This window comes from Mesorhizobium sp. M0159 (genome assembly GCF_040322295.1).
Taxonomy (GTDB): Bacteria; Pseudomonadota; Alphaproteobacteria; order Rhizobiales; family Rhizobiaceae; genus Mesorhizobium.
The window spans coordinates 26,335-44,893 of sequence record NZ_JAMYTF010000005.1 but is presented as its reverse complement, the minus strand read 5'-3'; the positions used below and the strand labels follow the sequence as shown (position 1 = coordinate 44,893).

The 18,559-nt window shown below is 62.4% G+C and carries 16 protein-coding genes and 1 tRNA gene; 8 read left to right on the top strand and 9 right to left on the bottom strand.

Going from position 1 to position 18,559, the window contains the following annotated elements; genetic code table 11:
* Positions 1-64 precede the first annotated feature (64 nt).
* Positions 65-2,644, top strand: a complete 2,580-nt coding sequence (locus NKJ32_RS06905; protein ID WP_036239064.1) for a bifunctional diguanylate cyclase/phosphodiesterase — start codon at positions 65-67, stop codon at positions 2,642-2,644.
* An 88-nt stretch (positions 2,645-2,732) separates the two neighbouring features.
* Here the strand turns inward: NKJ32_RS06905 and radC are convergent, their stop codons facing one another.
* Both radC and map read right to left on the bottom strand, forming a co-directional pair.
* Complete coding sequence (gene radC / locus NKJ32_RS06900; RefSeq protein WP_352568841.1) at positions 2,733-3,479, bottom strand: RadC family protein; 747 nt, start codon at positions 3,477-3,479, stop codon at positions 2,733-2,735.
* A gap of 52 nt (positions 3,480-3,531) precedes the next feature.
* Entirely contained in the window at positions 3,532-4,359 is an 828-nt protein-coding gene (gene map, locus NKJ32_RS06895) for a type I methionyl aminopeptidase (protein WP_352454462.1), read from the bottom strand.
* Positions 4,360-4,653: 294 nt separating this feature from the next.
* On the opposite strand from map, the gene NKJ32_RS06890 reads away from it, so the two are divergent.
* A complete protein-coding gene (locus NKJ32_RS06890) occupies positions 4,654-4,950 on the top strand; it encodes a DUF982 domain-containing protein (RefSeq protein WP_352680121.1) in 297 nt (98 codons plus the stop codon).
* A 126-nt stretch (positions 4,951-5,076) separates the two neighbouring features.
* Here the strand turns inward: NKJ32_RS06890 and NKJ32_RS06885 are convergent.
* From NKJ32_RS06885 to phaC, 3 genes are all read right to left on the bottom strand, one after another.
* A tRNA-Glu gene (locus tag NKJ32_RS06885) sits at positions 5,077-5,151 on the bottom strand.
* 174 nt (positions 5,152-5,325) lie between these two features.
* Positions 5,326-6,549: a YcbK family protein gene (locus tag NKJ32_RS06880; protein ID WP_352754868.1), complete on the bottom strand. Its 1,224-nt coding sequence runs from the start codon at positions 6,547-6,549 to the stop codon at positions 5,326-5,328.
* A 216-nt stretch (positions 6,550-6,765) separates the two neighbouring features.
* Positions 6,766-8,601 (bottom strand): class I poly(R)-hydroxyalkanoic acid synthase, encoded by a 1,836-nt coding sequence (gene phaC / locus NKJ32_RS06875; protein ID WP_352754815.1) that lies wholly within the window; start codon positions 8,599-8,601, stop codon positions 6,766-6,768.
* Between the two features lie 97 nt (positions 8,602-8,698).
* On the opposite strand from phaC, the gene NKJ32_RS06870 reads away from it, so the two are divergent.
* The 5 genes from NKJ32_RS06870 to recJ all read left to right on the top strand — a co-directional run bounded on the left by NKJ32_RS06870 (position 8,699) and on the right by recJ (position 14,728).
* Positions 8,699-9,085, top strand: coding sequence for a hypothetical protein (locus NKJ32_RS06870; RefSeq protein ID WP_023678887.1), 387 nt, complete (start codon positions 8,699-8,701; stop codon positions 9,083-9,085).
* Between the two features lie 40 nt (positions 9,086-9,125).
* Positions 9,126-10,343 carry an LL-diaminopimelate aminotransferase gene (locus NKJ32_RS06865; RefSeq protein WP_352827164.1) on the top strand — a complete coding sequence of 406 codons (1,218 nt, stop codon included), beginning with the start codon at positions 9,126-9,128 and terminating at the stop codon, positions 10,341-10,343.
* Positions 10,344-10,383: 40 nt separating this feature from the next.
* Positions 10,384-11,697 (top strand): homoserine dehydrogenase, encoded by a 1,314-nt coding sequence (locus tag NKJ32_RS06860; protein WP_352454459.1) that lies wholly within the window; start codon positions 10,384-10,386, stop codon positions 11,695-11,697.
* 202 nt (positions 11,698-11,899) lie between these two features.
* Positions 11,900-12,883 (top strand): class II fructose-bisphosphatase, encoded by a 984-nt coding sequence (gene glpX / locus NKJ32_RS06855; RefSeq protein WP_352754813.1) that lies wholly within the window; start codon positions 11,900-11,902, stop codon positions 12,881-12,883.
* Between the two features lie 60 nt (positions 12,884-12,943).
* A complete protein-coding gene (recJ, locus tag NKJ32_RS06850) occupies positions 12,944-14,728 on the top strand; it encodes a single-stranded-DNA-specific exonuclease RecJ (protein WP_352827162.1) in 1,785 nt (594 codons plus the stop codon).
* Positions 14,729-14,747: 19 nt separating this feature from the next.
* On the opposite strand, the gene NKJ32_RS06845 is transcribed toward recJ, so the two are convergent.
* From NKJ32_RS06845 to folE, 3 genes are all read right to left on the bottom strand, one after another.
* Positions 14,748-15,719, bottom strand: a complete 972-nt coding sequence (locus NKJ32_RS06845) for a patatin family protein (protein WP_023678882.1) — start codon at positions 15,717-15,719, stop codon at positions 14,748-14,750.
* Between the two features lie 84 nt (positions 15,720-15,803).
* Positions 15,804-16,274 (bottom strand): phosphoribosyl-AMP cyclohydrolase, encoded by a 471-nt coding sequence (gene hisI / locus NKJ32_RS06840; protein ID WP_352568834.1) that lies wholly within the window; start codon positions 16,272-16,274, stop codon positions 15,804-15,806.
* A 10-nt stretch (positions 16,275-16,284) separates the two neighbouring features.
* The gene (gene folE / locus NKJ32_RS06835; RefSeq protein ID WP_023678880.1) at positions 16,285-16,947 is read right to left on the bottom strand and encodes a GTP cyclohydrolase I FolE; all 663 of its coding nucleotides are present in this window, start codon (positions 16,945-16,947) and stop codon (positions 16,285-16,287) included.
* A 240-nt stretch (positions 16,948-17,187) separates the two neighbouring features.
* Between folE and NKJ32_RS06830 the strand changes: the two genes are divergently transcribed.
* A complete protein-coding gene (locus NKJ32_RS06830; protein ID WP_023678879.1) occupies positions 17,188-17,634 on the top strand; it encodes an iron-sulfur cluster assembly scaffold protein in 447 nt (148 codons plus the stop codon).
* Here the strand turns inward: NKJ32_RS06830 and NKJ32_RS06825 are convergent.
* Positions 17,631-18,545, bottom strand: a complete 915-nt coding sequence (locus NKJ32_RS06825; protein ID WP_352568833.1) for a LysR substrate-binding domain-containing protein — start codon at positions 18,543-18,545, stop codon at positions 17,631-17,633. The genes NKJ32_RS06830 and NKJ32_RS06825 overlap by 4 nt on opposite strands.
* Between the last annotated feature and the right edge of the window lie 14 nt (positions 18,546-18,559).

Genomic DNA, 18,559 nt, shown 5'->3' with positions numbered 1-18,559 from the left:
TTTCCGCGCTAGGTTCAACGGCATCAAGGAGGCCGTCTTTTCGTCGGCAAATATTCCGGCGGCGATCGCGTTTGTCGTCATCCTTGTCAGCGCAGCGTTCGCGGAGCACCAGAACAAAATCGTCTCGGACCAGGCCGTCCGTGCGGACGTGCTGACCAAGGTCAATCTCATCCGCGCCAAGCTCGAAGGCAATATCAACGGAAACCTTCAACTCGTGCGTGGACTGGTCGCCGCGGTCGTGACCGAGCCCTATATGGGACAGCAACGCTTCGCCTCGCTCGCGAGCAATCTGTTTGGCGCCGACTCGCAATTGAACGATATTGCCGGCGCGCCTGATCTGGTCGTTTCCCTTATGTATCCGATGGAGGGTAACGAGCAGGCGATGGGTCTGGACTACCGCAAGAACGAGCGGCAGCGTGCGGCTGCGCTAAGGGCGCGAGACGAACGCAAGCTGGTGCTTGCCGGTCCCGTCGACCTGAAACAGGGAGGACAAGGCTTCATCGGCCGCTTTCCGGTCTTCGTGCCGAGCGCTGGCAATACGGAAAGGTTCTGGGGTATCATTTCCGCCGTTGTCGACGTGCAGCGCCTTTACAGAGCGAGCGGCTTGCTTGACGACGATCTCGGGATCGACGTAGCGCTGATCGGCAGGGACGCCCTCGGTCACCGAGGTGGTCAATTCTACGGCAATGAGGAGATCAGCAAAAGCGATCCGGTGACGGCTGACGTTTTGCTTCCTTCCGGCTCGTGGCAGCTCGCGGCCATTCCCAAAAACGGCTGGCCTTCGACGCCAAGCAACGCATGGTTGTTGCGCGCGATCATGGCGACGGCCGGAGCCTTGGTTGTGTTCCCTTTCCTGGTCACAGGCCGCCTGATTGGCGAAAGACAGCGCAATTATGCGGAATTGCGTCGATTGTCACGACGCTTGGAACTCGCTCTGGAAGCTTCGGCTATTGGGGTTTGGGAACACGATCTCGCGACCAACGAGCTTACGTGGGATGATCGCGTCAACGAAATATATGGCAAACCAACCGGCGAGCACCGGGGCTACCCAGACTGGGCGGGAGCAATCCACCCAGATGATTTGGCTGGCGCCAACGCGGACTTCGACAGGGCGGTGGCCAGCGGACGACCATATTTGTCGGAGTACCGGATTGTGCGTCAGGATGGCGAGATCCGTCATGTCCGGTCCAAGGCGATCCTCTACCGGGTCGCAAACGACACCCCAAAAATGATCGGCGCGGAATGGGACGTGACTGCCGACGTCCTGCTGAACAAGGATCTGGTTCGTGCAAAACAGCTGTCCGAGTCGAAAAATGCAGAACTCGAGTCGGCCAAAGCGCGCATAGAGCACATCGCGCTTCATGATTCGCTGACCGGCTTGCCCAACCGGCGTTACCTCGACCAGGTACTGGAACATTACGCGGCAAACGCCAGGCGCTCAGGCGGGCACGCGGCACTGCTTCACATAGATCTGGATCGGTTCAAGCACATCAACGATACGCTGGGCCACGCCGCCGGTGACGCGATGCTGGTTCACGCGTCAACCGTGCTCAGGTCGAAGGTCGGCGACGAGGGATTCGTCGCCCGTATCGGGGGAGACGAATTCATCGTTCTGTGCGTGGTGCGCGACGATACCAAGCAACTGGCGCTGCTCGCCGACCGCATCATCAGCCAGATGCGCGAACCCGTCTACTATCAGGGTCATCGATGCCGTTTTGGTGTCAGCGTGGGAATCGCTGTCGATAACGCAAAAGATGTCGAAGCCAAACACCTGCTGGTGAACGCCGATATCGCGCTTTACCGAGCAAAGGGGCGGGGCCGCAATCGATACGAATTCTTCACCGACGCGATGCAAAGCGAAATCGTCGATACTAAGCGGATTGCCGACGAAATTCTCGGCGGCCTCGAGCGCAACGAGTTCATCCCCTTCTACCAGCCCCAATTTGACGCAAAGACGCTCGAAATCGTTGGGGTTGAGGCGCTGGCGAGGTGGAAACATCCAATAAAGGGTATTTTGGCGCCCGACATCTTCCTGAGGATTGCAGAAGAACTGAACGTCGTCTCGATTATCGACCAAGCCATATTGAAGCAATCGCTTTCGGATTTCGAAGAGTGGTCCGCTGCAAAACTTCACATTCCGCGGGTGTCGGTCAATGTCTCGGCCAGGCGCCTTCAAGACGAGGAGCTCATCAAGAGCCTGCGAGAACAAAATATCAAGAAAGGAACAGTTTCGTTCGAGCTTGTTGAGTCGATTTTCCTGGACGAGAACGACGACCTTGTCACCTGGAATATCGAGCAGATAAAAGAGCTGGGGATTGACGTCGAAATAGACGATTTTGGTACCGGCTACGCTTCGATGGTCAGTTTGCTGAAGTTGCAGCCGCGCCGGCTGAAGATAGATCGGCAGCTGGTCACCCCAATCGTCAAATCTCCGCAGAGAAGGCAGGTTGTCTCGTCGATCATTGAAATCGGCAAGTCGCTGGGTATCGAGGTCGTGGCGGAAGGCGTCGAGACGATGCAGCATGCACGGCTACTCAAGGGCCTGGGCTGCGACATATTGCAGGGTTATGCCTTCGGCCACGCATTCGATTCCGAGGGACTTAAGACCTTTGTCCGATCGCGACGCCTGCGCACGGCCAGCTGAGCCTCGGCGCCAGAATTTATCGAGCCGACCGCCTTGACGTTGCGGTACAGAGGCGCACAGCGGACAAAGCTGAAAACAACGCCAAACCTCAGATCAGCAGCAGGCCCTTCATGCTGGAGTGGCCTTTCCTGCCGATGATGATGTGGTCGTGAACGGCAATGCCAAGCGGTTTGGCCGTTTCTATGATCAGCTTGGTCATCTCGATGTCGGCGCGCGACGGCGTCGGGTCTCCCGACGGATGGTTATGCGCCAGAATGATCGCCGTGGCGGAGAGCTCCAAGGCGCGCCTGACCACCTCGCGCGGATAGACCGGTGTGTGGTCGACTGTGCCGACCTGCTGGACTTCGTCGGCGATCAGCGCGTTTTTCTTGTCGAGGAACAGGATGCGGAACTGCTCGCGCTCCTCGAAGGCCATCACCGACCGGCAGTATTCGAGAACCTGCGTCCAGGTCGACAACAGCTCGCGGCCGACGATCTCGCCGCGCGCCATGCGCTGCGCCGTTGCCGCAACCACCTTGAGGTCGAGCGCCACCGCCGGGCCGATGCCCTTCACCTCCTGCAGGCGCTCGACGGGCGCACCGAGGACCTCGGCCAATGTACCGAAGCGTGCCAGCAATGCCTTGGCGACCGGCTTGGTGTCGGCGCGCGGGATCAGCCGAAACAATAAAAGCTCAAGCAGTTCGTAGTCGGGGAGGGTGTTGGTACCGGCGGCGAAGCGCTCGCGCAGGCGGTCGCGATGGCCGAGATAATGCGGCTTGTCGGCGGCCACCGCCTTCGCGGGCGATCGCACTGGCCTTTCGGGAAAGAAGGCCCGCTCGTCATCGTCACCGTTCATGGCTGCCCCACCCAGCATTTGCCGGGCAAGGTAACGCCCGATCTGCCAGACACTAGGCCCGCAGGCCGGGGCGGTCGAGGTTTTTTGGCGACAGCGTGAAGATCTCGCAGCCGGTCTCGGTGACGCCGATCGTGTGCTCGTACTGCGCCGACAGCGAACGGTCGCGCGTCACCGCGGTCCAGCCGTCCGACAGCACTTTCACATGCGGCCGGCCGAGATTGATCATCGGCTCGACGGTGAAGATCATGCCCGGCCGCATCTCGACGCCTTCGCTGGCGCTGCCGTAATGCAGGATATTCGGCGCGTCGTGAAACAGCCGGCCAACCCCGTGGCCGCAGAAATCGCGCACCACCGAGCAACGCTCGGCTTCGGCATAGGTCTGGATGGCGGCGCCGATGGCGCCGGTTCGGGCGCCCGGCTTGATTGCCGCGATGCCGCGCATCAGGCACTCATACGTGACTTCGAGCAGCCGCTCCGCGGCACGCTTGATCGTACCCACCGGATACATGCGCGAGGAGTCGCCATGCCAGCCGTCGAGGATATAGGTGACGTCGATATTGACGATGTCGCCATCCTTCAATGGCTTGCTGTCGGGTATGCCGTGACAGACGACGTGGTTGATCGAGGTGCAGGATGATTTCGTGTAGCCACGGTAGTTGAGCGTCGCCGGAAGCGCGCCATGGTCCATCCCGAACTCGAAGACGAAGCGATCAATCGCTTCGGTGGTGACGCCGGGCGCCACAATCGGTACCAGTTCGTCGAGGCAGCGCGCGGTGAGATCGCAAGCCTTGCGCATGCCGACAAAACCTTCCTCGTCGTAAAGACGGATCTGGCCGGTGTTTCTGAGCGGTGCCGTGGCGGCGTCGAGATAGGTGACCATTTTTATCCGTCTTGCAGGATGCGGGGCTGGATGAGCCTCCGCGAGAGAAACCTTCCCAGATTTGGCACTGGAAAGCGCAAGGTTCAAGGACGAACTGCCGGCGACGGCCGAAGACCGGCGATATTCACGCCTGGGAGCATTCTCCTTGCCTCTAGCGGCCCATGCTTCGCCGGGTTCATTGACCACCGTAGTGACGACACATTTCTAGGCGAGAAGTCGGCCCAAGCGTTAGCCGCCACGGCAACTTTTTGCGACGAACGGCGCTGCTGCGGGGGTCGGTTCGGGAGAGATCGAATGGACAGACTGCAATTCGAGGTGCCGGTGCGGATCGCGCCTGTGCCCGGCCAGCCGGTCGAGGAAATCTACAGTGTCGAGCAGGCGCTCGATTTCCTGCAAACGTGGCCGGTTCGCCGGAAGGGACCAACCTACCAGGCCGCGTTCAATGCCTGTTTTGGCGCCACGGTAGACATCGTCGAGACCGAAGACGCATGGCGGGCCTTCATGGCCTTTTGCCGGGTGAGCGGCCTGCTTGCCAGGGACATGATGGTTCCGCGCAAGCGCGGCGGCGAGGCGAGGGTACTGCGGGCGTAGGAAGCCGTCGACACAATCCCCAGTCTGTCTTCGCCGCCTTTGCTGACATCCCCATCAGAGTGGGTAGGGTCCAGCAAAGCTTGCCAGCATCACGCTGGCGATAGACATATGCCAAGTTGAAATTGCTGGTACGCCCAAGGGGAATCGAACCCCTGTTACCGCCGTGAAAGGGCGGTGTCCTGACCGCTAGACGATGGGCGCGCTCAGATGTGAGCGCTTATAGTTGCGTCGCGACAAACCGGCAACCCGTCTGCCGCCGGCTGCGACAACTTTTTTCCTTTGGCTCCAAACCGCGTCTTTCCGACAGCCAAGCTGGTTTTTGCGGCATGATGCAACGCCGCCGAAGGGCCTTCGCGGTGACGGAAGATCCTCGCCCTAGCCGCGCCTGCGGCAACGCCAGTTCCAGTCGCGCTCCGGTCCGACATCGACGTGAACGGATTCGGTGTGGCAGTAGGTGCCGACGCCGCCGCGGCCCGGCATGGTGCGGATGTAGCTCGCCAGTTCCCACTTCGAGACGCCGGGGACCTGGATGTCGGCGGCGGCGCAGTACATGTGCAGCGAATTCTTGGCGCCGTTGGCGCGGCGGTTGCGGGCTGGGTCGCGATAGCCGGAGGTGACCGTCATCTTGCGGCCGTAATGGCCTTCGATCGTCTTCAGCACGCGAACCAGCGACGGCTTCAAGCAGGCGACATCGACGCTTTCGTTCTGTTTCAGAAGGCCGTTGGGTGCCAGCCGTGCGAGGCCAGCGGCGGAGGCGACCTGGTAGGCGCCACCCGAACCTTCGTCTTCGTTGAGATCGACGTCACTCTCATCGTCGAGGCCGGATTTGCGCTTGATCTCGAACAGCGCCGTCTGGCGCACGCCGGGCAGCGCATCGGCCGTGAAGTGGCTGGTATCGCCCGTCGACACCAGCTGCACCGGCTTTTCAGCCGGATTGGCCGAGGCCAGGGTAACGGTGGGTTTTGCCGCAGGCGTCGCCTTGGCCTGCACGACCGTTGGCTGCCCGCCCGATCTGCTGTTGGCCGGCGATGCTGCCGAAGCGGGGGTGGCGCTGAACAGCGAGGCCAGGAAGTTTTTCTTCGGTGCGTAGGCCTGTGGCTGCGGCATCTCGCCGGCGGTCACATAGACCGGGTTGTTCATCGCCGGCGCGGCGGCCTTGGCGTCGGGCTTCGATGCATCAGCACTGTTCTGTGCCACGGCCTGATCGGCCGTCTGGGCGTTTGGTTGCAGCGGCTGCGGCGTGTGTCCCGTGATCGTCTCGGCTGCCGTGGGAACGGCGATCGGGAAGCCGGCATCGGGCTTGGCCCCTGGCTTGGCTATTGGCACATAGGCGACCTGCTCGGGAAGGTTGGCGTCGCCGTCGGCATTCATCGTCATTTGTGCGGTTGTCATCTGCGACGATGATGCGGCCGTGCTGGCCTGGGGCGCACCGGCGGCCGTGCTGATTTCGGTAGCCGAGGTATTGTAGCCTGGCATGCCGACCGACATGGTCGGGTCGCCGGCCGAGGTGCAGGACGCCAGGAGCACCGAGAAAAGCGCCGCCACAATGGCGCGGCTTTCTCCCTTCGCGAGGCGCGATCCTGCTGATCTCAAAACAATATTCCCCCTCGATATCCGACCGGTTCGTCATTGGCGCGGCGTCGAAACGTCTCGTCGAAATGACCCTTGTTCCCCGAACCGGAAACGAGACCTGTGTCAAATCTGCAAGCCTCAAAGTACTTTGGCGGCTAGAGGATGAATCAAGGCTGCTCAGGGTTGACGGCACCATTTCGCCCGCTTTTGGCGGCGCGTCAACTCACCACACATTACAGATGGTTACACGCGCACCTTGACATAGGTGCCGGGGGCTTCGCCTAGAACTTGCATATGCTCGCCCGGTTTGCGGGCCGGTACGCGGGTATTGTCCTTGGCTTCGATCCAGCGTTGCCAGTGCGGCCACCAGGAACCGGGATGGTCGGTGGCCCCGGCGAGCCACTGGTCGAAGTCGCCGGCCGGCTTGCCGCCGGTCCAGTAGTGATATTTCTGCGCTGCCGGCGGATTGACGACCCCGGCGATGTGGCCGGAGCCGGCCATGACGTAATCGACCTCGCCGCCGAAATATTTCGAGCCGAGGAATACCGACAGCGCCGGCGCGATATGGTCCTCCTTAGAGGCGAGGTTGTAGACCGGCATGGTAACGTCCTTCAGCGAAACCGTGCGGCCCGCCAGTTCCATCATGCCTTGCGAAAGCCTGTTCTCGAGATAGCAATTGCGCAAATAGAAAGAATGGTTGGCAGCGCCCATGCGGGTCGAGTCGGCATTCCAGTACAGCAGGTCGAAGGGCAGGGGATCCTTGCCGCGCATGTAGTTGTTGACGACATAGGGCCAGATCAGGTCGCCCGAGCGCAGCATGTTGAAGGCGGTCGCCATCTTGGTGCCGTCGAGATAGCCTTTTTCGTTCATCGCCTTTTCGACGGCCGCGACCTGTTCCTCGTCGACGAACACTTTTAGATCGCCGGCATAGGTGAAATCGACCTGGGTGGTGAAGAAGGTGGCGGATTTGATGCGGTGGTCGCCTTCCTGCGCCATCAGCGCCAGGGCCGCCGCCAGAAGCGTGCCGCCGACGCAATAGCCGATGGCGTTGACTTGCCTTTCGCCGGTGGCCTTTTCAATCGTGTCGAGGCCGTATTGCAGGCCCTCCCTGATATAGGCCTCCCAGCTCTTGGCGCCATGCCGCTCGTCCGGGTTGATCCAGGAGATGACGAAGACGGTGTGGCCTTGCTCGACTGCCCAGCGAATGAAGGATTTTTGCGGGTTGAGGTCGAGGATGTAGTATTTGTTGATCCATGGCGGGCAGATCAGCAGCGGCCGCTTGAGCACGGTGTCAGTCGCCGGCTCATATTGCAGGATCTCGGCGACGTCGCTGCGGCCGACCACCTTGCCGGGCGTGGTAGCGAGATTCTTGCCGATCTCGAAGGATGAATAATCGGCCTGCCGCAGCCTCAGGTCGCCCTTGCCGGCGGCGATGTCCTCGGCAAGCATCTTCATGCCGCGCACCAGGTTTTCGCCGTTCGAGGCGACAGTCTCGCGAAACAATTCCGGATTGGTCAGGATGAAATTCGACGGCGAGATGGCGTTGGACACCTGCCTGACATAAAAGCTGGCCTTATGGCGGGTGTGCTCGTCCAGGCCGTCGGCGTGCTCGACCAGTTCGGCCGCCCAGCGCGAGGTGACCAGATACGCCTGTTTGAGGAAATCGAAGAAGGCGTTGCGGCCCCATTCCGGGTCCTGGAAACGCTTGTCACCGCGCTCGGGCTTGACCGCGTCCTCGGCGTCCTCGGCGCCGGCGCCGATGCGCTGGACGGCGTTGGCCCAGACGGTCATGTAGCCGGAAAACAGCCGCGTTTGCGCCTCCAGCGCGCGCTGCGGGTCGGAGAGCCAGTACTCGGTGAGCTTGGAGAACGTCTTCACCATGTCGACGACCGGCTCGGCGACGTGATCGCGCACCTCGCCCTTTTCCCGCGGCTCGGCCCATGCCGAGGCGGCCTTGCCGGCCTGCTCGATCATGCGGGCCATGTTCAGAGCGAAGCGTTCCGGGTCCTTCACCAGATATTGCTCGACGGTCGAAGGTTGGTCATCTTCCGCTTTGCCCGAATCGGGTGTTTTGGACATGGTTCGCGGGGTTCCTCCCGAAGCGTTTTGTTGACATATTACCATGGGATATCGAACAGGGTCCAATGTGCTCTAACCCGGCCGCCAGGAAAACAATATGACGATTAATATTGGCAAGAACGTTTTTTCCGGCACTGGTCGTTTTTGCCGCATGGCGCTCGTCCTGTTGGCGATGGCCGGTTGCACGAGCAGCAACATAGAAGGTGCGGCGCCCGCCACCGGCCTTGTCGGCGCGAAGGACACCGGTTCCTATCCGAACCTGAACATCCGGCCGCAGGTGGCGGCCGAGCAATTCACCGACGAGGAAAAGAACGCCAAGCTCGCCCAACTGAAGGCCGAGGAGCAGAGCCAGGCCGCCAAGGGCGGCGGCGTCAAGGTTGCGGACCAGGCAGCGCTGGACCAGCTGGCAAAAAAACACGGCGCCGAGGCGCTGAAGCAGATCGAAGGCAAATGCGACCCCGCTCTCGACCCTAGTTGCAAATAAGCTTATACGCGCGACCGCAACCTCACTGTCTGGAACTGCCATGGAAGAATTTCACAAGGTCCGCCGGCTTCCGCCCTATGTCTTCGAACAGGTCAACCGGCTGAAGGCCAGCGCCCGTTCGCGCGGCGCCGACATCATCGACCTTGGCATGGGCAATCCGGACCTGCCGACGCCCAAGGCCATCGTCGACAAACTCTGCGAGGTGGTACGCAATCCGCGCACGCACCGCTATTCGTCGTCGCGCGGCATTCCGGGCCTGCGTCGTGCCCAGGCCAACTACTATGCCCGCCGCTTCGGTGTGAAGCTCGACCCGGACAGCCAGGTGGTGGCGACGCTCGGCTCGAAGGAGGGCTTTGCCAATATGGCGCAGGCGATCACCGCCCCCGGCGATGTGATCCTGTGCCCCAACCCGACCTATCCGATCCATGCGTTCGGTTTCATCATGTCGGGCGGCGTCATCCGCTCGCTGCAGGTCGAGCCGGACGACGGCTTCATCCCGGCGTTGGAGCGCGGCATCCGCCATTCGATCCCGAAGCCGCTGGCACTGATCCTCAATTATCCATCCAACCCGACGGCACTGGTCGCTTCGCTCGATTTCTACAAGGAGGTGGTGGCCTTCGCCAGGAAGAACGACATCATCATCCTGTCGGATCTTGCCTATTCGGAGATCTATTTCGACGGCAATCCGCCGCCTTCGGTGCTGCAGGTGCCGGGCGCCATAGACGTCGCCGTCGAGTTCACCTCGATGTCGAAGACCTTTTCGATGCCGGGCTGGCGCATGGGTTTTGCGGTCGGCAATGAACGGCTGATCTCGGCGCTGACGCGAGTGAAATCCTATCTCGACTACGGCGCCTTCACGCCAATCCAGGTGGCGGCGGCGCATGCACTCAACGGCGACGGCGCCGACATCGCCGAAGTGCGCGACGTCTACCGCAAACGCCGCGATGTCATGGTCGACGCTTTCAGCCGCGCCGGCTGGACCATTCCCGCACCGGCGGCTTCGATGTTCGCCTGGGCGCCGATCCCGGAGCCGTTCAAGCACCTGGGCTCGCTTGAATTCTCCAAGCTCCTGATCGAGCACGCCGACGTCGCGGTGGCGCCGGGCGTCGGCTTCGGCGAGCATGGCGACGATCACGTGCGCATCGCGCTGGTCGAAAACGAGCACCGGATCCGGCAAGCGGCGCGCAACATCAAGCGCTTCCTCGCATCCAGCGCCAAGCAGCCGAATAACGTCGTGCCGCTCGCCGCGCATCGCTGATTTTCTACACATGAACCGACTGAATGGGGCGTCGCCGGACATGGCTGAAGCGTTGCGTGTTGGAATTGCCGGGCTCGGCACCGTCGGTGCGTCGGTCGCCCGCGTGCTACGCGACAAGGCGGCCGAACTGACGCGGCAGTGCGGGCGCGACATCGTCGTGTCGGCGGTTTCGGCCCGCGATCCCAAACGCGACCGCGGCGTTGATCTTGGCACAGCACAGTGGTTCGACGACGCCGTCAAGATGGCGCAGACCGCCGAGATCGACGTGTTCGTCGAGCTGATCGGCGGCGACGAAGGCCCATCACGCTCGTCCGTCAAAGCGGCGCTCGAGGCCGGCCGACATGTCGTCACCGCAAACAAGGCGTTGCTTGCCAAACACGGGGTGGCATTGGCCGAGATCGCCGAGAGGAAAGGCGTGCTGCTCAATTACGAGGCGGCGGTGGCCGGCGGCATTCCGGTCATCAAGACAATGCGCGAGGCGATGGCCGGTAATTCGGTGACCCGCGTTTTCGGCATCCTCAACGGTACCTGCAACTACATTCTGACGCGCATGGAAGCCGAGGGCCTGTCTTTCGATGCCTGCCTGAAGGATGCGCAACGGCTGGGCTATGCCGAAGCCGACCCGACCTTCGACATCGAGGGTCACGACACCGCGCACAAGCTGTCGATCCTGACCAGCCTTGCCTTCGGCACGAAGATCGCCGCCAACGATATCTACATGGAAGGCATCTCCAACATCAGCCAGGCCGACATCCGCGCGGCCGGCGATCTCGGCTACCGGATCAAGCTGCTTGGCGTCGCCCAACGCACCGAAAGCGGCATCGAGCAGCGCGTGCACCCGACCATGGTGCCGACGGCCTCGGTCATCGCGCAGGTGCACGGCGTCACCAATGCGGTGGCGATCGAAACCGACATCCTCGGCGAATTGCTGCTTTCCGGCCCTGGCGCCGGCGGCAACGCCACCGCGTCGGCGGTGATCGGCGACATTGCCGACATCGCCAAGAGCCGGCCTGGCTTCCAGCATGGTCCGGTCTTCGGCCGGCCGGCGAAGGAATTGAAGCCTTACAAGAAAGCGCAGATGCGCAGCCATGCTGGCGGTTATTTCATCCGGCTGACCGTACACGACCGCCTCGGCGTCTTCGCGGCAATAGCCAAGCGCATGGCCGACAACGACATTTCTCTGGAATCGATCGTCCAGCATGCCGCCGGGCCGGAAACCGAGGCACAGAAGACGGTTATCCTCGTCACCCACGAGACGACCGAGGCGGCGGTGCGCAAGGCCGTCGACGGCATCACCAGGGACAGCCTTCTGACCGACAAGCCGCAAGTCATCCGCATCGAGCGGGCCGGATAGCAGTCTCACATTTTGCGTTTAATCGATTGATATTGCTGCGCTTTCAAAAAGGTCCAGCGCAGGTCTTGCTGTTGTCACGGGGCTTTGACACAAGAAGCGCGTCTCTGGCGGGAGGCTAATGCATGTCGCCCAAAAGTGTGCAGCGGTTTTGGGACAACGACATGCATAATAAAAACAAAGTGCCAACGAGGATTGTCCATCGATGAATGTGGCCCAGAACATTGTCGCCGGCCTCGACCGGATACTGACCATGGAATTGGTGCGCGTCACCGAACGCGCCGCGGTCGCGGCCGCCAGATTGCGCGGACGCGGCGACGAGAAGGCCGCCGACCAGGTCGCGGTCGATGCCATGCGGCAGGAGCTCAACCGTCTTGCCATCAACGGCACGGTGGTGATCGGCGAAGGCGAGCGCGACGAGGCGCCGATGCTCTATATCGGCGAGGAGGTCGGTACCGGCAAAGGCCCGGCTGTCGACATAGCGCTCGATCCGCTCGAAGGCACGACGATCTGCGCCAAGAACCTGCCCAACGCATTGGCCGTTATCGCCATTGCCGAAAAAGGCAGCCTTTTGTTCGCGCCGGACGTCTATATGGACAAGATCGCGATCGGCCCGGGCTATGCCAACGGCATCATCGACATCGATGCCTCGCCGGCCGAAAACATCGCCAGCCTGGCCAGGGCCAAGGGCGTGCCGGTGGCGGAGATCACCGCCTGTATTCTCGACCGGCCACGCCATGGCGCGTTGATCGAAGCCGTGCGGGCGACCGGAGCCGCAATCCGTCTGATCGGCGACGGTGATGTCGCCGGGGTCATCCATACCACCGACCCGGACGAGACCGGCATCGACATCTATCTCGGCACCGGCGGCGCGCCGGAAGGCGTGCTCGCAGCTGCCGCCTTGCGCTGCACCGGTGGCCAGATGCAGGGCAAGTTGATCCTCGATACGCCGGAAAAGCTGGCGCGCGCCGCCAAGATGGGCATCTCCGACCCTAAACGGATCTACCACACGCAAGACATGGCACGCGGCGACGTGCTGTTTGCCGCGACCGGCGTCACCGACGGCAATATGCTGGCCGGCGTCAAGTTCGGCCGCAATTTCATCACCACGCACACGATCGTCCTGCGATCGTCATCGCGGACCGTGCGCGAAATCAAGGCCAGGCACCAGGATCTGGAAAAGTTTTGATTTCGACTCAGTTAGCCGTTGCATACTGTGCGCAATGACAAATTGCAGACGGCGCGTCACGTGACGGGGGAAAGACGCTTTTTCCTCGATGTCAGGCAGTCGGCCACCGGCGTTTCCTGGGAACACCGGCTGACCGAGCGTCAGGACATGGCCGCGCTCGCCATCGCGCAAGGGTATGGCGTGCCCGATATCGTGGCGCGCGTGCTGGCCGGGCGTGGCGTCACCGCCGAGCAGACCGAGCAGTTTCTGGATCCGACCATCCGCAACCTGCTGCCCGACCCGGCATCGCTGACCGACATGGACAAGGCCGCCTCTCGCATCGCCCAGGCGGTGATGGCCAGGGAAAAGGTGGCGATCTTTGGCGACTACGATGTCGACGGCGCCGCCTCATCGGCGCTGCTCAAGCGCTTTCTCGCGCATTTCTCGGTGCCGTCGGAGATCTACATACCGGACCGCATCTTCGAGGGCTACGGCCCCAATCCGGAAGCGATGCGCGAACTCGTTTCGCGCGGCGCGACGCTGATCGTCACCGTCGATTGCGGCACCAATAGTGCTGCTTCCATCGACGCGGCGAAGGCCGTCGGCGCCGACGTCGTGGTGCTCGATCACCATCAGGTCGGCGGGCCGTTGCCGGCGGCGACTGCGGTCGTCAACCCCAATCGCGAGGACGACCTTTCCGGCCAAGGTCATCTTTGTGCCGCCGGTGTCGTCTTCCTTTGCCTGGTGCAGACCGCGAAGATTCTGCGCAGCCGCCTGCCGGATGCCGCACCGCCGGACCTGCTTGGCCTGCTCGATCTGGTAGCGCTTGGCACCGTCTGCGACGTGGTGCCGCTCACCGGCATCAACCGCGCCTTCGTTGTCAAGGGGCTGCAGGTTGCGCGGCAGCAGAGGAACGAAGGGCTGGCGGCGTTGGCGCGGGTCTCGCGTATCGGCGAGCCGATCAACACGTTCCATCTGGCCTTTCTGATCGGTCCGCGCATCAACGCCGGCGGGCGCATCGGCGACGCAGCACTTGGCAGCCGCCTGCTTGCAACCGACGACCCGGTCGAAGCCCGCACCATCGCCGAGACGCTGGATCGGCTCAACCAGGAGCGGCAGTCGATGGAGCAGGAGATGCTGGCCGCGGCGCGCTCAGAGGCCGATGCCGAGCTTGCTGGCGGCAATGGTCCGGCCATCGTGGTCACAGCCAGCAGCAACTGGCATCCTGGCATTGTCGGCCTGCTTGCCTCGCGGCTCAAGGACCATGCAAGACGGCCGGCCTTTGCCATCGCCTTCAACGCCAATGGTGTCGGCACGGGGTCAGGCCGTTCAGTGTCGGGCTTCGACCTCGGCCGGCTGGTGCGCGAGGCCGCCGATGCCGGGCTGATCGTCAAGGGCGGCGGCCACGGAATGGCGGCCGGCATCACTGTCGAGCGGGCGAAGCTCGGCCAACTCAGGGCTTTCTTCGAAGAACGCGCGGCGGTGGATGTGTTCCGGCTGCAAGGCGAGGAGAGCCTGGCGATCGACGGCGCGCTTGCCGCCGAGGGCGCGACGCTTGCGCTGCTCGATGTGCTTGAGAAGGCAGGGCCGTTCGGCGCCGGGCATGTTGCGCCGGTGTTCGCGCTGCCGCGCCACCGGCTTGTCGATGCGCGGGCGGTCGGCAGCAACCACATCCGCGCCGACCTGCAGTCGGAAAGCGGCGGCCGCATCCAGGCGATCGCCTTTCGCGCCGTCGACACGGCTCTTGGCGAATTCCTGTTCAAGAACAGGGGTAAGCCGGTGCATGTCGCCGGCTCGCTGTCGGGCAACCACTGGAACGGCAACCGCACGGTGCAATTTCGTATCGTCGACGCGGCGCTTGCCTGAGAGCTCGCTGCCGCCCTGCCTAAGCGAGGACGGTCTGCAGCCGGGTCAGGTCGCCGATCTGCGCCATCGTTGCCTGGTAGCCGATACGGATCGCTTCGTCGGCGCGGTGGAATTCGGTCAGGCCGATATGGCTGAGCTTCGGCTGCAGCGATATGTCCGGCGGGTCGCCGGCCAGCCTGGCGCGCGAAATGCGGTCCTGGATGATGTTGAAGGCCTCGACCATGACGCCGGTAATGCCGAGCCGCGTCTCGCGTGACTGGCGTTCAGGATCGGCGTGGCCGGCCCTCGGCGCGTCTTTCTCGATGACCAGCTCGCCGGCATTGTGCTTGATCACCGCGGCGCGGCCGAACAGATCGTAGTGAAGGTTCACCGCAACTACGAGCGGCTGCTCGTAGGCACGGCAGACCGAGACCGGCACCGGATTGACCAGTGCGCCGTCAACCAGCACACGCCCATTGCAGGCGACCGGCTCGAACACGCCGGGCAGCGCGTAGGAGGCGCGCATTGCGGTGCTCAACGAGCCGCTCGACAGCCAGATCTCATGGCCAGTGCGGATTTCCGAAGCGACGCAGACGAATGGTTTTGGCAGGTCCTCGAAGCGGATGCCGGCTATGTGCTCGCGCAGCCGCGCATCGAGCTTCATGCCACCGAACAGGCCGCTGCCGCGTAGATTGAGGTCGAGAAGGCCAAAAATGCGCCGCCTGGTCAGGCTGCGCGCGAATTCTTCCAGCTCGTCAAGCTTGCCGGCAACATAGCAGCCGCCGACCAGCGCGCCGATCGAGGTGCCGGCGATCATCGACACTTCGATGCCGGCTTCGTCAAGCGCGCGCAGCACGCCGATATGCGCCCAGCCGCGCGCACAGCCGCCGCCCAATGCCAGCGAAATCCCTGTTTTGCCCGGAGATTTGGTTTCGGATGCGCCCGCGGCCGAGGAGAGGCCATTGGCCTCCCGAACGTCAGGTCTGTTGCGCAATGACGCCCAGTCGAGCATCACAATCTCCCTTGTCCCACGGCCATCCTATAGGCGGGCCGTATCGAAATCATGAATATACGTGGCTGAAGTGCTGCGAATGGTTCATATTGATGGTGTATTGCGCTTTCGATACGTTTTTTCCGCATCGAACAGCGGCTTGCTGCCGTCGCTGGCAAGTGTCCCTTTGCCATCGCTCAGCCCCACCGTCCGATAAAAGCATGAACGTCGGCCGGTGTGACAAGTTGCTTGGTGACCCAGCACTTTGACGCGCAACCATATCGCGTCCTGGTCACAATCCGTGAGCATCTCGACAACCTCCTGGACATTGCCCGAGGTTTCGCCCTTCTTCCACAGCGCGTTGCGCGAACGCGACCAGTAGTGCGCGATGCCGGTCTCGAGCGTCAGCGCCAGCGCCTCGGCATTCATGTGCGCGACCATCAGCAGCATGCCGTCTTCGGCATCGGTGACGACGGCGGTGACGAGGCCGCCGGCATCGAAGCGCGGCGAAAGGACCGTGCCTTCCTCAAGCGCCTTCTTGTCTGAGGGAGCTTTCGGGAACTCCAATGCCGACATTCGCCGGTCCTTATTTAACTAAGGTGGGGCGGGTCTGATCAGTTCCGCCGCCGCGCACCATGGTGACGAAGCGGACCTGCTCTTCGGGTGTATCCTTGAAGACGCCGGTGAAGGTCGAGGTCAGTGTGGTGGAGCCCTGTTTGCGGATACCGCGCATGGCCATGCACATATGCTCGGCCTCGAGCATGACGGCGACGCCACGCGGATTGAGCACGTCCTGGATGACCCCGGCAATCTGCGCCGTCATCGCTTCCTGGGTCTGCAGACGATGGGCGAAGATGTCGACGACGCGGGCGATCTTGGACAGGCCGACGACCTTGCCGTCCGGCAGATAGCCGACATGCGCCTTGCCGATGATCGGCACCATGTGGTGCTCGCAATGCGAGTGGAACGTGATGTCCTTGACGATCACGAGGTCATCGTAGCCGGCGACTTCCTCGAAGGTGCGGCCGAGTTCCTCGGCCGGACACATGTCGTAGCCGTTGAACATTTCGCGGAACGCCTTAGTGACGCGCTTCGGCGTGTCGATCAGACCCTCGCGGTCAGGGTTGTCGCCGGTCCAGCGCAGCAAGGTGCGCACCGCGGCTTCGACTTCGGCCTCGCTTGGCCGGTCGGTGACCGGCTTTTCCATATAGGCCGACTGCGGCATGAGTTTCTTGATAACGGCGTCCATAAAGGCGTCTCCCGTAGTTCCTCTCTCAGGAGGAACGAGTTGAACGGACCACGACCTTTCGGGTGTTAGAAACTCGCCCGGTTTCCAGCCCGTAAGTGGCGTGAACAGATTTGGGCATGACGAGGTTTGTGGTCGCCTTGTCGATACCCGACTACCGCCATTATATATGTTCGTGCCGAGCGAAAGGAAGACGCCAGAGCGGCAATCGCTGTTCGCTGGGCGGCGACGGATTGGAAAAATATGATCGACGATGTCTACAATGCGAAAATTCTGGGTTTTGCCGGAAATATCGCACGGATCGGCCGGCTCGACCGGCCCGACGCAACCGCACGAGCACATTCCAAACTGTGTGGCTCGACAGTGACCGTCGATCTGAAGATGGATGACGGCGTCGTCAGCGATTTCGCGCATGACGTGAAAGCCTGTGCGCTTGGCCAGGCGTCGTCTTCGATCATGGCGCAGCATGTCGTCGGCGCCAGTGCAGAAGAATTGCGCAGCGTGCGCGAGACGATGCTGAAGATGCTGAAGGAAAATGGCCCGCCGCCCGAAGGCCGCTTCGCCGACCTGAAATACCTGGAGCCGGTGCGCGACTATAAGGCGCGCCACGCCTCGACCATGCTGACCTTCGACGCAGTGGTCGATGCCATCGGCCAGATCGAGAAGAAGCGGGCGGAAGAGGCGGCTTAAACCTTGGCGAGAAAACGCCGGCTTTCGGCGAATTCCGCCCGGACCCACTCGGCAAAAGCCCTGGCTGGCTCGGAAAGGTCATTCAGCCTTCTGGCCACTAGCCAATAGGCGCCCGACGCGACGTCGATGTCGAAAGGCTTGATCAGCGCGCCGGACGCAAGTTCTTCGCCGATCTGCAAAAGATCGCCCAGCGCGACACCATGTCCAAGCAAGGCTGCCTGCTTCGAAAGCGAAGCATCGGCCAGCATCGGGCCGCGCGCAGGCACGGCATCAGCCGTCACGCCCGCCGCTTCGAACCAGCGCGCCCAAGCCTGACGGTTTTCTTCGTGCAGCAATGTATAGCGACCAAGGTCGATCGGCTTTTCCAGAGCTGGGCCGGATGCAAGAAGTGCCGGCGACAGAACTGGGGAATCGACGACCGCGGCAAGCTGTTCGGCTTCGCTGCGTGGCCATGAGTTGGCGTGCGCACTGAAACGTAGGGCAAGTTCGGGCTGATCGCTGCGAAACTCTATCAACCTCGGGTCGACCTCAAGGGAAACGTCGATGTCGGGTCGCAACTCGCGAAACCGGTTGAGCCGCGGCACCAGCCATACGGATGCAAGCGATGGCTCGACGCTGACACGTACCACGGACTGCGTCGGGGCTGCCGTCAATTCCGAAAGCAGCCTGTCGATGCCCTCGAAACTTCTGACCAACTGATCGAGCAGCCGCCGGCCGGTGTCGGTCAACTCGACGCGGCGATGATGGCGGAAGAACAAAGGTTGGCGCAGGAAGGTTTCGAGCTCGCGGATCTGTCGGCTGATCGCCGCCTGCGAAACATAAAGCTCCTCGGCCGCACGGCTGAAGCTCAGGTGACGACCGGCTGCTTCGAAGCTTCTGAGGGCCGTCAGGGGGAGGTGTCCGCGCTTCATTCGCATAACTCAGA

Excerpts from the sequence above, each read along its gene's own strand:
- radC (WP_352568841.1), bottom strand. The coding sequence starts at position 3,479 with ATGAACGGTGACGATGACGAGCGGGCCTTCTTTCCCGAAAGGCCAGTG.
- map (WP_352454462.1), bottom strand. The coding sequence starts at position 4,359 with ATGGTCACCTATCTCGACGCCGCCACGGCACCGCTCAGAAACACCGGC.
- NKJ32_RS06890 (WP_352680121.1), top strand. The coding sequence starts at position 4,654 with ATGGACAGACTGCAATTCGAGGTGCCGGTGCGGATCGCGCCTGTGCCC.
- phaC (WP_352754815.1), bottom strand. The coding sequence starts at position 8,601 with ATGTCCAAAACACCCGATTCGGGCAAAGCGGAAGATGACCAACCTTCG.
- NKJ32_RS06870 (WP_023678887.1), top strand. The coding sequence starts at position 8,699 with ATGACGATTAATATTGGCAAGAACGTTTTTTCCGGCACTGGTCGTTTT.
- NKJ32_RS06865 (WP_352827164.1), top strand. The coding sequence starts at position 9,126 with ATGGAAGAATTTCACAAGGTCCGCCGGCTTCCGCCCTATGTCTTCGAA.
- NKJ32_RS06860 (WP_352454459.1), top strand. The coding sequence starts at position 10,384 with ATGGCTGAAGCGTTGCGTGTTGGAATTGCCGGGCTCGGCACCGTCGGT.
- glpX (WP_352754813.1), top strand. The coding sequence starts at position 11,900 with ATGAATGTGGCCCAGAACATTGTCGCCGGCCTCGACCGGATACTGACC.
- NKJ32_RS06845 (WP_023678882.1), bottom strand. The coding sequence starts at position 15,719 with ATGCTCGACTGGGCGTCATTGCGCAACAGACCTGACGTTCGGGAGGCC.
- hisI (WP_352568834.1), bottom strand. The coding sequence starts at position 16,274 with ATGTCGGCATTGGAGTTCCCGAAAGCTCCCTCAGACAAGAAGGCGCTT.
- folE (WP_023678880.1), bottom strand. The coding sequence starts at position 16,947 with ATGGACGCCGTTATCAAGAAACTCATGCCGCAGTCGGCCTATATGGAA.
- NKJ32_RS06830 (WP_023678879.1), top strand. The coding sequence starts at position 17,188 with ATGATCGACGATGTCTACAATGCGAAAATTCTGGGTTTTGCCGGAAAT.
- NKJ32_RS06825 (WP_352568833.1), bottom strand. The coding sequence starts at position 18,545 with ATGAAGCGCGGACACCTCCCCCTGACGGCCCTCAGAAGCTTCGAAGCA.